The 13,476-nt window shown below is 69.2% G+C and carries 11 protein-coding genes; 9 read left to right on the top strand and 2 right to left on the bottom strand.

Features of this window, described 5'->3' with window-relative positions; translation table 11 throughout:
* Positions 1-158 precede the first annotated feature (158 nt).
* Positions 159-743 carry a GtrA family protein gene (locus tag ABIC21_RS13815; RefSeq protein ID WP_354350963.1) on the top strand — a complete coding sequence of 195 codons (585 nt, stop codon included), beginning with the start codon at positions 159-161 and terminating at the stop codon, positions 741-743.
* Between the two features lie 27 nt (positions 744-770).
* Here ABIC21_RS13815 and ABIC21_RS13810 read toward each other — a convergent pair whose 3' ends face one another.
* Positions 771-1,475 carry a TIGR03089 family protein gene (locus ABIC21_RS13810; protein ID WP_354350962.1) on the bottom strand — a complete coding sequence of 235 codons (705 nt, stop codon included), beginning with the start codon at positions 1,473-1,475 and terminating at the stop codon, positions 771-773.
* A gap of 351 nt (positions 1,476-1,826) precedes the next feature.
* Between ABIC21_RS13810 and ABIC21_RS13805 the strand changes: the two genes are divergently transcribed.
* Genes ABIC21_RS13805 through ABIC21_RS13795 form a run of 3 tightly spaced genes read left to right on the top strand, consistent with a single transcriptional unit; the run spans position 1,827 to position 7,496 of the window.
* Positions 1,827-2,369, top strand: a complete 543-nt coding sequence (locus ABIC21_RS13805; protein ID WP_354350961.1) for a WhiB family transcriptional regulator — start codon at positions 1,827-1,829, stop codon at positions 2,367-2,369.
* On the top strand, positions 2,369-5,749 hold the full coding sequence (locus ABIC21_RS13800) for a glycosyltransferase (RefSeq protein WP_354351062.1): 3,381 nt from the start codon (positions 2,369-2,371) through the stop codon (positions 5,747-5,749). Before ABIC21_RS13805 ends, ABIC21_RS13800 begins: the two co-directional genes overlap by 1 nt.
* On the top strand, positions 5,742-7,496 hold the full coding sequence (locus ABIC21_RS13795) for a DUF5719 family protein (protein ID WP_354350960.1): 1,755 nt from the start codon (positions 5,742-5,744) through the stop codon (positions 7,494-7,496). Before ABIC21_RS13800 ends, ABIC21_RS13795 begins: the two co-directional genes overlap by 8 nt.
* Positions 7,497-7,518: 22 nt before the next feature.
* Here ABIC21_RS13795 and ABIC21_RS13790 read toward each other — a convergent pair whose 3' ends face one another.
* Positions 7,519-8,055 carry a metallopeptidase family protein gene (locus ABIC21_RS13790; protein WP_354350959.1) on the bottom strand — a complete coding sequence of 179 codons (537 nt, stop codon included), beginning with the start codon at positions 8,053-8,055 and terminating at the stop codon, positions 7,519-7,521.
* Positions 8,056-8,161: 106 nt separating this feature from the next.
* Here ABIC21_RS13790 and ABIC21_RS13785 point away from each other — a divergent pair, with 106 nt between their 5' ends.
* From ABIC21_RS13785 to ABIC21_RS13765, 5 genes are all read left to right on the top strand, one after another.
* Positions 8,162-8,551, top strand: a complete 390-nt coding sequence (locus tag ABIC21_RS13785) for a DUF3499 domain-containing protein (RefSeq protein WP_354351061.1) — start codon at positions 8,162-8,164, stop codon at positions 8,549-8,551.
* Positions 8,552-8,633: 82 nt separating this feature from the next.
* Positions 8,634-8,897: a Trm112 family protein gene (locus tag ABIC21_RS13780; RefSeq protein ID WP_354350958.1), complete on the top strand. Its 264-nt coding sequence runs from the start codon at positions 8,634-8,636 to the stop codon at positions 8,895-8,897.
* 131 nt (positions 8,898-9,028) lie between these two features.
* Entirely contained in the window at positions 9,029-10,516 is a 1,488-nt protein-coding gene (gene ahcY, locus ABIC21_RS13775; protein ID WP_354350957.1) for an adenosylhomocysteinase, read from the top strand.
* A gap of 214 nt (positions 10,517-10,730) precedes the next feature.
* The gene (locus tag ABIC21_RS13770; RefSeq protein ID WP_354350956.1) at positions 10,731-11,993 is read left to right on the top strand and encodes a L,D-transpeptidase; all 1,263 of its coding nucleotides are present in this window, start codon (positions 10,731-10,733) and stop codon (positions 11,991-11,993) included.
* 189 nt (positions 11,994-12,182) lie between these two features.
* Entirely contained in the window at positions 12,183-13,442 is a 1,260-nt protein-coding gene (locus ABIC21_RS13765; RefSeq protein WP_354350955.1) for a TIGR01906 family membrane protein, read from the top strand.
* Positions 13,443-13,476 lie beyond the last annotated feature (34 nt).

Raw genomic sequence — 13,476 nt, 5'->3', positions numbered from 1 at the left:
TGACGACGGCTGCCACTGACAATTTGACCGGCTGCCGGGAGGCTTTGACCTGCGCCGGTGCGACCTGCGGACCGCTCGCCGGGGCCCGGCCCCGGCAAGGGGCGCTAAAATGGGCCCTTGGCCCAATGGCCGAAAGTTCAAGAAGGCCACGGAGGGTCATGATTACTACACTTAGCGAGCGCTTGCGCGGGCTCGCCTCGCTCTTCTGGCGCGAAGTGGCCAAGTTCGGTGCGGTGGGCGGTGTCGCGTTCATCATTGACAACGGACTCACGTACTACCTGATGCACGGACCGATGACCGACAGCGAGGCCAAGGCCCGTTTTGTCGGCGCCAGCATCGCCACGGTCTTCTCCTGGATTGCGAACCGCTTCTGGACCTTCCGCCACCGCCGCCAGGACAACGTGCTCCGCGAGTTCGCGATGTTCATCCTGATCAACGGCATCGGCATCGGCATCTCCACAGGATTCACCGCCCTCGCCAAGTACGGCTTCGGAGTCACGGACAAGAACATGCTCTTCGCCGCCGGGGTCGTGGGGATCCTGGTCGCCACAGTGGTGCGCTTCTTCGCCTACCGTTTCCTGGTCTTCAACAAGGAACTCGACGAGGAGCCGGAGTTCTCGCATGACCACGAAATCATCGAGCGGCACCCCGGCGCCGCCGTCAAGCACAGTGCCGCCGTCAAGAACGGCGCCGTCAACGACCGCGCAGTCAGGGACCCGGAGTTGCCGGGCCCGCCGGCTTAGCAGGACCGGGCAGGCTCCCGGGCCGGCTCAGCTGCCGTTGACGCGCTCGTCCGCGAGCAGCTTCTCCGTTACCGTGACGTCGGGGTGCACCAGTACCACCGAGCCGTCCATTTTCCAGGCACCCAGGCACTGGGCCAGGGCGGGCTCCAGGCCTTCGCCGGCGGTCACCAGCAGCCGAACGCCGTCGCCCTGCGCGGCTGCGAAGCCGTCCAGCAGATCACCGTGGGTGTGTGCCGTCCCCGCGGCGGCCAGCACGGCCCGCCGCGACGCTTCCGGATCCACGTGCGGCATAAAGACGTCCCCATGGGAGCGCACCTCGGCGGCGTAGTCCACGACGCCGGTGGGCAGCTCGCCCTGCCACCGCATCGCCAGCGCGGGCAGCGCCACCGCCAGGACTGCGTCGAAAGCCCCTTGCGCCGCACCGGGGCCCGGGTCGCCCGTGGCCAGCAGCTCCGCCTCGGCATCGTTGAACACGACTTCCATGCCGAGCTGCCAGGCGGCGAGGGCGAGGATCACCGACTTCCAGTGGGCGGGCAGATCCAGCCGCAACCGCGTCCCGGGTTCGGCGTCGAGCTCGTCCTGCAGGAGGTTGCTGGTCTTGGCAACCCAGTTGTCCAGCACCCGTCCGGAGAGCTCGACCCGCTCGGAGTCGGGCCCGTACCAGGTAAGCCTTGGGGACGTGGACTGGCCGGAACGCAGGGCTGCCATCAGGTCGATTGCCGGGATACTCATGGATTCATCTTGCCACGGCAGCCGTGCGTGTGATCTCCGTCATAGGATCCCGGTGCCGGTCGGCCCGGCGTGCGGCGGCGGGCCGAGAAGTTCCCCGTAAATTCAGCAAAACTTCTCCGAAGTGCTCAGTACCCTGATTATTCCGCGCATTCTCCGGGGTGTGGCCCAGAAATCCCGGGCGTGGCGTGCCCCCGCTTCGGGCCCCACGTTGATTATTATCTCCGCCGTGGCTTGACTCCCGGATACTTACACACGTGTAATTAGGTGTTAGGAGGCCGATGTGCGGAAACCGGCACTCAACCGAGTGTCCAAGGGTCAGGCAAAGGCTGCAAAATCAGAGAGGGAACGCCAATGGGGCTAGCAGAGCGTATCCATGAAGAGGCCGTCGTTGCTGGGCAGGCCACGGCCAAGTATCGTTCACGCGGAGTGCCGAGCGACTGGTATGTCGATCCGGCCGATCCGGACGCGGCGGACCGCTACAACGAACACACCAAAGACACCCTGCAGGACCAGGCGACAGCCTTCCTCGCCGCTCACGACGAACTTCTGTCTGGTCCGGACCAGGACAACGATCTGCACGATCCCCCGATGGAACTCCTGACCCTCGCTGCCGGCACCACTACGCAGCCGGTATGGATTGGACTGCCCTCCCAGCAGGACTTCGACGATGAAGGCGAACTGGGCTGGCAGACGGATGCGCTTTGCGCGCAGACCGATCCGGAGGCATTCTTCCCCGAGAAGGGTGGCTCAACCCGCGACGCCAAGAAGGTCTGCGGGGCGTGCAACGTCCGCTCGCAGTGCCTGGAATACGCCCTGTCCAACGACGAGCGTTTCGGCATCTGGGGTGGCCTCTCCGAGCGCGAGCGGCGCCGGCTTAGGAAGCGAGCGATCTAATTCTTCAGGAAGTACGAGTCACCGCCGTCGTGGTTTCCCACGACGGCGGTGACTTTCTCCCCAGGACCCTCGCGGCGCTGGCGGCCCAAAGCCGGCCCGCCGACACCTGCATCGGGGTTGACACCGGCTCCCACGACCATTCGGTGGCCCTCCTCGAACAGGCCCTCGGCGCATCCAACGTCACCGTTTTCGAGCAGCCCCGCAGCGGCATGGGCGCGGCGGTGCAGGCAGGCCTCAGCGCCCTCGCCCCCTGGGGCGGCGCCGGGACGTCCGGCAAGGGTACAGCCGGCCGCCCTGCGGTCGAGTGGATCTGGCTGCTGCACGACGACGCTGCCCCCGCACCCGAAGCCCTCGCCGAATTGCTCCGTGCCGTCGAACGTGCGCCGTCGGTCACGGTGGCGGGCTGCAAACAGCTGGACTGGCACTTCGAGCGCCGGCTGATCGACGTCGGGCTCTCCACCAGCCGCTGGGCCGAGCGGCTGACCCTCATCGAAGCCGACGAGCTCGACCAGGGGCAGTACGACGGACGCAGCGACACTTTCGCCGTCAACTCCGCGGGCATGCTGGTCCGCCGCGATGTCTGGGAGGACCTGCGCGGCTTTGACCCGGCACTGCCAGGCAGCGGCGACGACGTCGACTTCTGCTGGCGGAACCGGCTCGCCGGACACCGCGTGGTGGTGGTCCCCAGCGCCAGGATGTTCCACGTCTCGCGCCGCCCGCACGCGCTGGGCAACGCGGCCGCGGCCCGCAAGGCCCAGGTGCATTTGCGGCTCAAGCACGCCCCTGCCTGGAAGGTGCCGGTGCACGCGGCCGGAGCCCTGCTCGGCAGCATCTTTAAGCTCGTCCTTAGCATCGCGGTCAAGGATCCGGGACACGGTTTCTCCCAGCTCCTGGCAACATTTGGCGCACTTTCACGCCCCGCTGCAGTCGTCCGGGGAAGGCTCAACGCGGCCCGGACGCGCCGCATCCGGCGTTCCGTCATCAAGGGCCTGCAGACCCCGCGGCGCGAGGTCTGGGCGCACCGCCGCTCACTGATGGAAGCCCTGGGGGCGGACGGGGCCGGGGAACACCTGTCCGGAAATGACCTGCTGGCCGAACAGCCCACCGGCGACGCGGCGGACGACTTCGCCGCCCTGACCACCTCCGAACGGGGCTGGGTGGGCAACGGCGCGCTCTTCGCCGTCCTGCTCACCACCGCAGCCTCCCTGATCGGCCTGCTGAGCCTGTTCCGGGCCGAAGCGGTCGCCGGCGGCGCGATCATTCCGCTCTCGCAGCGGCTGGGCGCAATCTGGGACCACGCCTCCGGCTGGTGGGTCAACCTCGGCGCAGGACTTCCCGGCCACGGCGACCCGTTCGGCTACGTGCTGTGGGCCCTCGGCGTGCTCGGTGGCGGCAACACCAACAGCGCACTCGGCGGGCTGCTGATGTTGGCCATGCCGCTCTCGGCCCTCGGCGCCTGGTTCGCCGCCGGTGCGCTGACGCAGCGCCGCCGGCTCAGGCTGGCTGCCGCCCTCGTCTGGGCCGGGGCACCGGCACTGCAGGTGGCGCTTAACCAGGGACGCGTTGGCGCGCTGATCGTCCATATCATGATGCCGGTGCTGGTGTTGGCCCTGCTGCGGGCCACCGGCACTGCCACGGGCCGCGGGCGATACGCCGCTATGTCCTCCGGGGAGGGGCGTTACACCGAAGCGCCTCCGGCCAAGCCCGGAACCAACGGCACACCGTCGTGGACCGCGGCCGCCGCGGCCGGGCTGGCACTGGCCGTCGTGACCGCGGCAGCTCCGTCGCTGCTGCTGCCCGGGATCGTGCTGGTGGCGCTGTGCGGCACGCTCCTGGGCCGTCGCGGACGCACCGTCTGGTGGGCGCTGCTCCCCACGCTTGCGCTGTTCGTGCCGTTCCTGGTCTCCACCATCGACCGGCCCCGCGCCCTGCTCGCGGACCCCGGGCTGCCGCTGGGCTTCGAGGCCGCACCCCTGTGGCAGCAGGCCCTGGGCCAGCCGCTGCGCTTCGCGGTCGACGGCGGCCTCACCGGGCTTCCGGTGTTCGGCGCAGGCTCCGCCGTGCCGTGGGCGTTCCTGCTCGCCCTGCTGATCGGACTGCCCGTCCTGCTCCTTGCCGGGGCTGCCCTGTTCCTGCCGGGCCGTCCACCGCGGATTGCCCGCGCCCTCTGGGCTGCAGCACTCCTGTTGCTGGCCGGGGGCTGGCTCAGCAGCCAGGTAACCACCGGTGTCAGTACCGACGTCCTGGTCACCCCCTTTACCGGTCCGGCCGTGTCGGCCGCGGCCTTTGCGCTCCTGGGGGCAGCACTGGTCGGCGCGGCGGGCCTGCTGCGTTCCGCCGATCGGGCCGCCGCCGCACCGACGGGCCGCAAGATCCTGGCCCGCGCCACGGCGGTCGCGGCCATGATCCTCCTGCTGGCCGGCCCGGTAGCCGGCCTCACGGTGTGGACCGCGCAAAACGTCATGCCGCAGGCCACGCCGGACGCCGGAGCGACCGGCACGGAGTCCCTGGGCGCCAGGAGGCTGGTGCAGCCAGCCGAGTCCCGGACGCTTCCCGCGACGGCCATCGACCGTGGCGAAGGGCCGGAACAGTCCCGCACCCTCATCATTTCCACCGGCGAAAACGGAACGTTCGACGCCGCGCTCATGCGCGGCGCCGGCACCACCCTCGATTCCCTGTCCACGATTGCCGCCGCCCGCGCCATCATGGGGGAGCCCGGCCAGGAGGCCATCCGCGAAGACGACGCCGTCGCGGCGTCGCTGCGCAACGTCGTGGCCACCATCGTGGCCGGCCAGGGCGTTGATCCGCGCATCGAGCTCGAGCGTCTCGGCGCCGGCTTCGTGGTCCTGCGGTCCGCCGATACCGCGGCCGAGCTGACCGCCAGCCGGATGGACGCCGTCCCCGGCCTCGTCGCCGTCGGCAAGACCGACGTCGGCTGGCTCTGGCGCATCAGCCCCCTGAACCAGCCCGTCATCAAGGCCTCCGACGTCGCGCACCGGGTGCGGATCGTCGACGGTGCGGGCGCAGCCGTCGGGCTTGTCCCGTCGGGGGCTGTGTCCGCCGACGCCGTGGTGCCCGCCGGGCCGGACGGACGGCTCGTGGTGCTTGCCGAACGCGCCGATCCGGGCTGGAGCGCCTGGCTCGACGGCCGCCGCCTCACTGCCACGACCTCCGGCTGGGCGCAGGCCTTCACCCTGCCCGCCCAGGGCGGGCAGTTCAGCCTCCGCTACGAAGCACCCTGGACCATCTGGACGGGCGCCGCCCAGGCCGTCATCATCGGCCTGACCGTCCTGCTTGCCATCCCCATGCCTGCCCGTCGGCCGAACACCGGCCTCTCCAGGGACGAAGGCTCCCTGCGTAAGGAACACCAACATGCCTAGGGACGACAACCCCGCCAAGGACGCCTCCGAGGCCCCAGACAATGGGGACACCGCGGACGACGCCGGCAACCACCTCAGCACCGCCGCTGCGCCGACGCGGCGCGCCCGCCGGCGAGAGCACGCAACCGCTGGGCCCCCGAGCACGGGGATAACAGCGCCTCCGCGCGCGCGGCGGCTGGGCGGCGTCCTGGCCGCCGTCGTCCTCGTGGCTGCCGGAGGCGGACTCGTTTCCGCCACGGCGCTGACTCCGCAGGACCCGGGCAACAGCCGGCCGGTCACGGCACCGCTGGCGTCGGTTCCCGCGGGCAGCAGCGTCGGCGTCTGTCCGGGGCCGGCCCGGCTCCTCGAGGGCTCCCCTGTGGGGACAGATCCGCAGTTCAGCCCGGAGTCCGCCACCGCCAGGAGCGATGTCAATGCCCTGGTGCTGGGCTCCGGTGCAGGTGTCCTGCCCGGCAGCCGGCTCGCCTCGCTGACTGGCAGCACGCTGGTGGAACTTGCCAAGGCCCTGCCGGGGTCCGAAAGCCCTTCCGCATCCCCGGCCAGGCCAGCGGCCGCACCGCTGCAAGCCGGTGTCGTGGTCCAGCAGGGCGTTGACGACGTGAGTGTCCTGAGCGCCGATGCCCAGGCCGACCGCCAGTCCTCCGCGGGAGCCGTCATGCGCTATACGGCCGAGGACGGTGACCTCCGCGGTTCGGCCGCGGCAGCCTGCCAGCAGCCGGGAAACGACCTCTGGCTGGTCGGTGCCAATACCGCACTCGGCCGGACGGCGGTGCTGAAGCTCAGCAACGCTTCCAGCAGCCCTGCGACGGTCAGCCTCGAGCTCTTTGGAGCCGGGGGGACCATCCAGGCCCCGGGCAGCCGGGGACTCCTCGTCGCGCCGGGCGCCACCCGCTCCGTCATCTTGGCCGGGCTCGCCCCGGAGCAAGAGCGGCTCAGCGTCCGGGTGCGCAGCGCCGGCGCGCCGGTGGCCGCGCACATCCAGCAGAGCGTGTTGCGGGGACTGACGCCCGGCGGAGTCGAGTTCATTGTCCCGGCCACGGCTCCGGCCCTGCGGCAGGTCATCTCCGGGGTCGACATCCAGGACCCCGGCGGCCTGGCGGAGCTTGGCGGCAAGTCCGGCTTCGCGGATGCGGTACCGGCCCTGCAGCTCACGGTGCCGGGCTCCGCCGACGCCGTCATCGAGATCAAAGTCTTCGGACGGGACGGCCAGCAGGCCCTGCCCGGCGGCGGAGTGGTCACGGCGAAGTCCGGATCCGTCACCGAGGTCGCCCTCGCCGGGGTGCCCGCCGGGCCCTACACTGTGGCCGTCAGCTCGGACGTTTCCTTCACCGCGGCGGCACGCGTCACCAGGGGACTCAAGGCCGAGGACGCCGCAGACTTCGCGTGGTCGGCGGCCTCGGCGAGGCTGGGAAGCCAACACGTTGTTCCGGTCCCCGGCCAGGGGGATCGTTTCCTCATTTTCGGCGCTCCTGAGGGCCGGGCAACCATTTCCTACGCGCCGGTCACGGCGGACGGCAAGATCCACGCGGCCGCGGCGGCCGACATCGCCGGCGGAACCACAGCGTCGATCAACATCCCCGCGGACGTCGCGGGCTCGCAGCTCGTTGGCTATCTGGTGTCCGCCGCGGGCGATCCCGCCTACGGCGCGGTGCTGCTCCAACAGGATGGCAAGCAGGACACCTCAACGATCGCCTTTGCCCCCGGGGCAGCGGGCCAGGAGCAGGTCCCGGTCACACTCGGCTACTGACCGTGCCCGGACCGGCGCGGCCCTAGTAGCGGCGGCGGTAGACCGGATCCAGCGACTCGGGCGGCACGTCGAGCATCTCGGCCGTGTACTCCACCACGACGTCATGGACCAGATCCTGAAGTTCCTCGCGGCTGCCGCAGGCCTGCTCGACGACCCGACGGTACAAGGTGATCACGGGTCCCTCCTCCGCCGTGGCAGGGGAATAGGAACCCATGGGGGCCTGAGTACGGTCTGCCACTAGCTGCTCGAGCCCCGGCGGAATCTCATCGACGGCGAACCGGACGCCGTCCAGCGGCTTGCCCCAAATGTCATGGAGCCGCTCAGCCGAGTCCAGCACGAAGTCGTCGAAACGGTCCGAGCGGGTGCGGTAACCGGGCAGGGTCGGGAGCATCAGCTCGCCGCGGAGGCCGCGGCCGTGCCGGTTCCGCCGACGCTGGCGGAAGCCCCTCGGCGCCGCGGCGCGTCCGGTCCCGCCCGCGCCCGACGCGGCATCGTGGCGCCCGGCGTCGGTTTCAGCCAAGCGGACCGTAAAACCCGGATCTTGGTGCGATGACTGCATATCTTGACTCTAAACCCGGCGAATGGTTTACGCGACACGGGCCGCCCGACCCGCCGTCAGCGTGCCGCGCGGTGTCCGGTGGTCCGGGGGAGTAGTCTGTGATGTCGTGGGTGCAATTCGTCTTTGTTCAAGGTCAGCCTGCCGCAACTCAGCGGTGGCCACTTTGACGTACGTCTACGCGGACTCCACCGCTGTCCTCGGGCCGCTGGCAACCTATGCCGAGCCGCACTGCTACGACCTGTGTGAACAGCATGCCGGGTCCCTGACCGTCCCGCGCGGCTGGGAAGTGCTGCGGCTGGCGATGCCGGCTACGCCCGCAGGCCCGGGCCCTGACGATCTCCTCGCCCTGGCCAACGCTGTCCGGGAGGCTGCCCTCCGCCCCGGCGCGCCGGAACCCGGCCAAGGCCAGCGCAGCGTCCATCCTGCCCTTGAAGCTCCGCCCGCCGCCGAGGGCACCCGCCGGGGGCACCTGCGGGTCCTGCGCGAACCTTCGTAAGCCGCAACTGGCGGTAGGCTGGGAACTGCAAAATCCGTAAGCCACCGGCGCCTGCTGCGGCGTCCACCAGGGAGCGTTCACCATGTCGAAGATCAGTCCCGAACTGTTGTCTGTCCTGAGATGCCCCGTGACGGGTTCCCCGTTGGTGCAGGACGGCGAGGATCTTGTTACCACTGCGGCCGGACCCGCCGGGGCAAAGCTGCGGTACGCGATCGAGGACGGCATCCCCCTGCTGCTGCCTCCGGAACTGCTTCCGGCCGCCACAGTGGCCCCCGCCTTCCAGCACGACGGCGGCCAGCCGGATTCGGGCCAGCCCGACCCCGGGTCCCGGCACACCGCCGGTTAGGCCCCCGGCACACCGCCGGCCCATCGCAGCGCCGCTCGGCTCCGAAGTACTTCCAGCCCTGATCAGCCCCTAACCGATGTCCCAGGCAGGCAGGTCACGGACCTGCCCGCCGGCCACAGCAAAGGATTCATATGACTCTCGATTACAAGATTGCGGATATCTCCCTGGCCGAGGCAGGCCGTCACCAGATCCGCCTCGCCGAGCACGAAATGCCCGGCCTGATGTCCCTGCGCGAGGAATTCGGCGCCAGCCAGCCGCTCAAGGGCGCGCGGATCGCCGGCTCCCTGCACATGACCGTGCAGACCGCCGTCCTGATCGAGACGCTCACGGCACTCGGCGCCGAGGTGCGCTGGGCCTCCTGCAACATCTTCTCCACCCAGGACGAGGCCGCTGCAGCCGTTGTGGTCGGCAACGGAACGGTCCAAGACCCCCGGGGTGTTCCCGTGTTCGCCTGGAAGGGCGAGACGCTGGAGGAATACTGGTGGACCGCGGAACAGATCCTGACCTGGCCCGGCGCCGACAGCAACCCGGACCTCGGCCCGAACATGATCCTCGACGACGGCGGCGACGCCACCATGCTGGTCCACAAGGGCGTCGACTTCGAGGCGCTCGGTGCTGTGCCGGCCACCGCCGACGACGAGTCCGAGGAAGGACGGGTCTTCCTTGATGTTCTGCGCGCCTCGCTGCAGGCGGATCCGCAGAAGTGGACCCGGATCGGCTCCCGCCTGCTGGGCGTCACCGAGGAGACCACCACCGGCGTGCACCGCCTCTACCAGCTGGCGGAACAGGGCAAGCTGCTGTTCCCCGCGATCAACGTCAACGACTCCGTCACCAAGAGCAAGTTCGACAACAAGTACGGCATCCGCCATTCCCTGCCGGATGGCATCAACCGCGCCACCGACGTCCTGATGGGCGGCAAGGTCGCTGTCGTGTGCGGTTACGGCGACGTCGGCAAGGGCGCGGCGGAGGCCTTCCGCGGCCAGGGCTCACGCGTTATCGTGACGGAAATTGATCCCATCTGCGCGCTGCAGGCAGCCATGGACGGATACCAGGTCGCGAAGCTGGAATCCGTCCTCAGCGAGGGCCATATCTTCATCACCACTACGGGCAACAAGGACGTCATCATGGCCGAGCACATGGCCGGGATGCGTGACAAGGCGATCGTGGGCAACATCGGCCACTTCGACAACGAGATCGACATGGCCGGGCTGGCCCGGATCCCCGGCATCAAGAAGGTTGAAATCAAGCCCCAGGTCCACGAATGGGTCTTCGCGGAGGACCCCGCGACGGGACAGGGCGGCCGCTCCATCATCGTGCTGTCCGAAGGTCGCCTGCTGAACCTCGGCAACGCCACCGGACACCCGTCCTTCGTGATGAGCAACTCGTTCGCCAACCAGACGATCGCTCAGATCGAACTTTTCACCAAGCGCGACCAGCCGGAAGGGGAGCGGGAATATGACAAGCAGGTATACGTGCTGCCGAAGATCCTGGACGAGAAGGTGGCCCGGCTGCACCTGGACGCCCTCGGGGTCGAACTGACCGAGCTCTCCAAGGAACAGGCCGAGTACCTGGACCTGGAGGTCTCCGGTCCGTACAAGCCGGACCACTACCGCTACTAGGAACGGATGGGCGCAGCGGCCCGGGCCGCGGCACGCCCCGCCGTTTCCGCAGTGAAGGGCCCCCGGACCACGGTGGTCCGGGGCCCGTCTGTGACCGGATCGTGGCACCGCCGGGGCCGGCGCGACGTGCCGCTTCGCTTATGCTGGCATAAGGAGATCGTGAGCTCACAGGTGGGCTTGCAGGCAAAGCAGTGGGGGAACACAGGAAGTGGCCATGACTGAAGACAGCGGGCTTCGACGCCGGCAGCCGGGACACCGTCCCCGCAACACCGGGAAAATGCTGGCGGTCCTTGCCATCTGTGCAGTTGTCGGCGCGGGCGGCATCGGTGTCGCCACGTCAACGGGCTGGGCCCATGCCGACATGCCCTCCGAAGCCTCGGCGCCGATGCGGAGCGTGTCCGGCTTAGCCGCCCCCGTGGTAAAGCTTGTTGAGCTCGGGGTGACCCCGACCGACGAAGCCAGCGGCGTCAACCCGGCAGCCGCGCCCTCGGTCAAGGCCGTCAACGGCACCGTGAAGGACGTTGTACTCGTCCCGGCCGCCGGAGGCGACCCCATCGCGGGGACCACCGGCCCGGACGGTTCGACCTGGACCGCCGAGGATCCGCTGGACTTCGACACAAAGTACAACTACAGCTTCACCATCGTGGACGAGGCAGGGCGAGAGACCAAAAAAACCCAGTCCTTCGCCACCGTCGCCAAGGCCAACGAGGCCGACGCCGCGGTGTATCCGCTCAACGGCACCACGGTCGGCGCCGGCCAGCCCATCGAGATTGTCTTCAGCGAGCCGGTGCTGAACAAGGAAGCCATGGAGCAGGCCGTCACGGTCACGGCTTCCTCCGGCCAGGCCGTGGCGTGGCGCTGGTATTCAGACCGCCGCGTCCGGATCCGCCCCGAGACGTTCTGGGCTTCCAACAGTGTGATCACCGTGGACCTGAAGCTGTTTGGCGTCGATTTCGGCAACAAAATGGTCGGCAACTCCGACACAAAGGTCACGTTCAAGGTCGGGCAGCAGCGCCTCGCCGTCGTTGATGACATTACCAAGACCATGAAGGTGTACTTCGACGGCCAGCTGGTCAGGACGGCGCCGGTCACGCTGGGTGACGCCGACTGGCTCTCGCCCACCGGCTTCGCCGTCATCATGGAGCAGGAACGCAATTCCAAGTTCAATGCCGGCAGCATCGGGCTGAAACCCGGCGACAAGGGCTATTACCCGCCCCTCACCGTGGAATACGCCAACCGGCTCACCACGTCCGGTGTGTACGTCCACCAGGCGCTCGAATCCGCGTGGCGGGCGGTGGGGAGGTCCAACGTCTCGCACGGGTGCGTCGGACTGCTCCCGGCGGACGCCGCCTGGTTCTTCAACAACATGAAGACCGGTGACGTTGTGCAGACCCTCAACACCGGAGCCCCGGCCGTGGAACCACTCGAAGGCTTCGGCGACTGGAACATCCCCTGGGCTCAGTACGCCAAGCGCTGACTGCCTGAAAGTCCCGTCCCTCTTATCCCGTCCCTCTTGTCCCGTCCCTCATATCCCGTCCCTCATATCCCGTCCCTCGGGGTGTGGCATCTCGCTCACGCCGAGGCTCCGGCGGTAGGCTCGGAGGCAGATACGGAGCGTTGCCGGGCCCCGGCCGGCGGCGCGGACACCTACGGAAGCGAAGCTGCAGTGACTGACTCAAGTCCCACCCCTCCGAACCGGCAGGATCCGCAGCTGGATCCGGCCGGTGACGCTGACGAGCCCGCATTCGACTGGATGACGCCGAAGTCCGCCGGGCAGCGCTCTGCTGCCGCCTCCGACCGCCCCGCCGCACCGGCTGACGGCAGCATTCCGGAGCCCCTGTCGCGCGCCGACCGCAAGGCGGCGGAAGCCGCCGTCGAACCGGCACCCAAGGACAAAGGCGCCCACTTCAGCGAGCAGCTTCCCACCTCCGCATTGCAGGTCCGGCCTCCGGAGGAGGAAGTGCAGCGCCGGAACGCCGAACGTGAACATGCCCTGAACGCCAAGCCGGTGGCCCCGCGCGTGATGCAGGTCCTGTTGGCCGTGTGCTTCCCGGTCATCCTGCTGGTGCTGGCCGTCCGGGCAGTCGCCAGCCCCCTGTTCCTCTGGGTCGAGTACAACCGGCCCGGCTTTCCGGGCGACGGCTACGGGTTCAGCACCGACGACCGCATGACCTACGGCTCCTACGTCGTGGACTATCTCAGCAACTGGGCGGGACCGCGGTACCTGGGCGAGCTGGTCCACCGCAGCGGCGACAGGCTGTTCGAGGACGGCGAGGTCAGCCACATGGCCGACGTCAAACTCGTTATCCTGTCCGCCTTCGGCGCCGGTGTCCTGCTCATCCTGCTGAGCCTGATCGCCGTGATCTACCTGCGGCGCCGCAGCCCCGGGGGAGTGCGGCGGGGCTTGTTCGCGGGGTCAATAATTACCCTCGTCGTCATCACCGGCCTCGGGGCGCTGGCTGTGCTGGGCTGGGAGCAGTTCTTCGCCCAGTTCCACAGTGTCTTCTTCGCCAGCGGCACGTGGACGTTCTCCCTGCAGGACACCCTGATCCGGCTCTTCCCCGCCCAGTTCTGGGTCGACGGCGGGATTGCGATCGCCGGCCTCGTGCTGCTCGCCTCGCTCGTCACCCTGGTCCTCACCTGGCCGACGCGCCAGCGCCGCGGGCTGCCGAAGCGGGGGGCGGCGGCCAAGGACCAGGCCGGAGAAAAAACCACCGAGGCCATCGGCACGGATCCGGCCGCCGACGAATCCGCCGGCACCGATGCGGCCCCCACCGATGCAGCCCCCGCGAAGCGGTCGCTGTTCCGGCGGGACCGGTCCGGCAACGCCGGCGGTGCATCAGCAGCCGCAGGTGCGGCCGACGCAGGCGCAGGGGACACCGGGACAAACGACGCCCCCGCCAGGGGGCACTCCAGCACCGTCTAGCGGCGCTGAACCCCGTCGGGCGACAGGCAACGGG

This window comes from Pseudarthrobacter sp. PvP090, assembly GCF_040547365.1.
In the GTDB taxonomy this organism is placed as follows: domain Bacteria; phylum Actinomycetota; class Actinomycetes; order Actinomycetales; family Micrococcaceae; genus Arthrobacter.
This window is presented reverse-complemented; position numbering and strand designations above follow the sequence as displayed.

Bases quoted from the DNA above. Each gene is read 5' to 3' on its own strand.
- ahcY (WP_354350957.1), top strand. From the start codon at position 9,029: ATGACTCTCGATTACAAGATTGCGGATATCTCCCTGGCCGAGGCAGGC.
- ABIC21_RS13790 (WP_354350959.1), bottom strand. From the start codon at position 8,055: ATGCAGTCATCGCACCAAGATCCGGGTTTTACGGTCCGCTTGGCTGAA.
- ABIC21_RS13795 (WP_354350960.1), top strand. From the start codon at position 5,742: ATGCCTAGGGACGACAACCCCGCCAAGGACGCCTCCGAGGCCCCAGAC.
- ABIC21_RS13770 (WP_354350956.1), top strand. From the start codon at position 10,731: ATGACTGAAGACAGCGGGCTTCGACGCCGGCAGCCGGGACACCGTCCC.
- ABIC21_RS13810 (WP_354350962.1), bottom strand. From the start codon at position 1,475: ATGAGTATCCCGGCAATCGACCTGATGGCAGCCCTGCGTTCCGGCCAG.
- ABIC21_RS13815 (WP_354350963.1), top strand. From the start codon at position 159: ATGATTACTACACTTAGCGAGCGCTTGCGCGGGCTCGCCTCGCTCTTC.
- ABIC21_RS13805 (WP_354350961.1), top strand. From the start codon at position 1,827: ATGGGGCTAGCAGAGCGTATCCATGAAGAGGCCGTCGTTGCTGGGCAG.
- ABIC21_RS13780 (WP_354350958.1), top strand. From the start codon at position 8,634: ATGTCGAAGATCAGTCCCGAACTGTTGTCTGTCCTGAGATGCCCCGTG.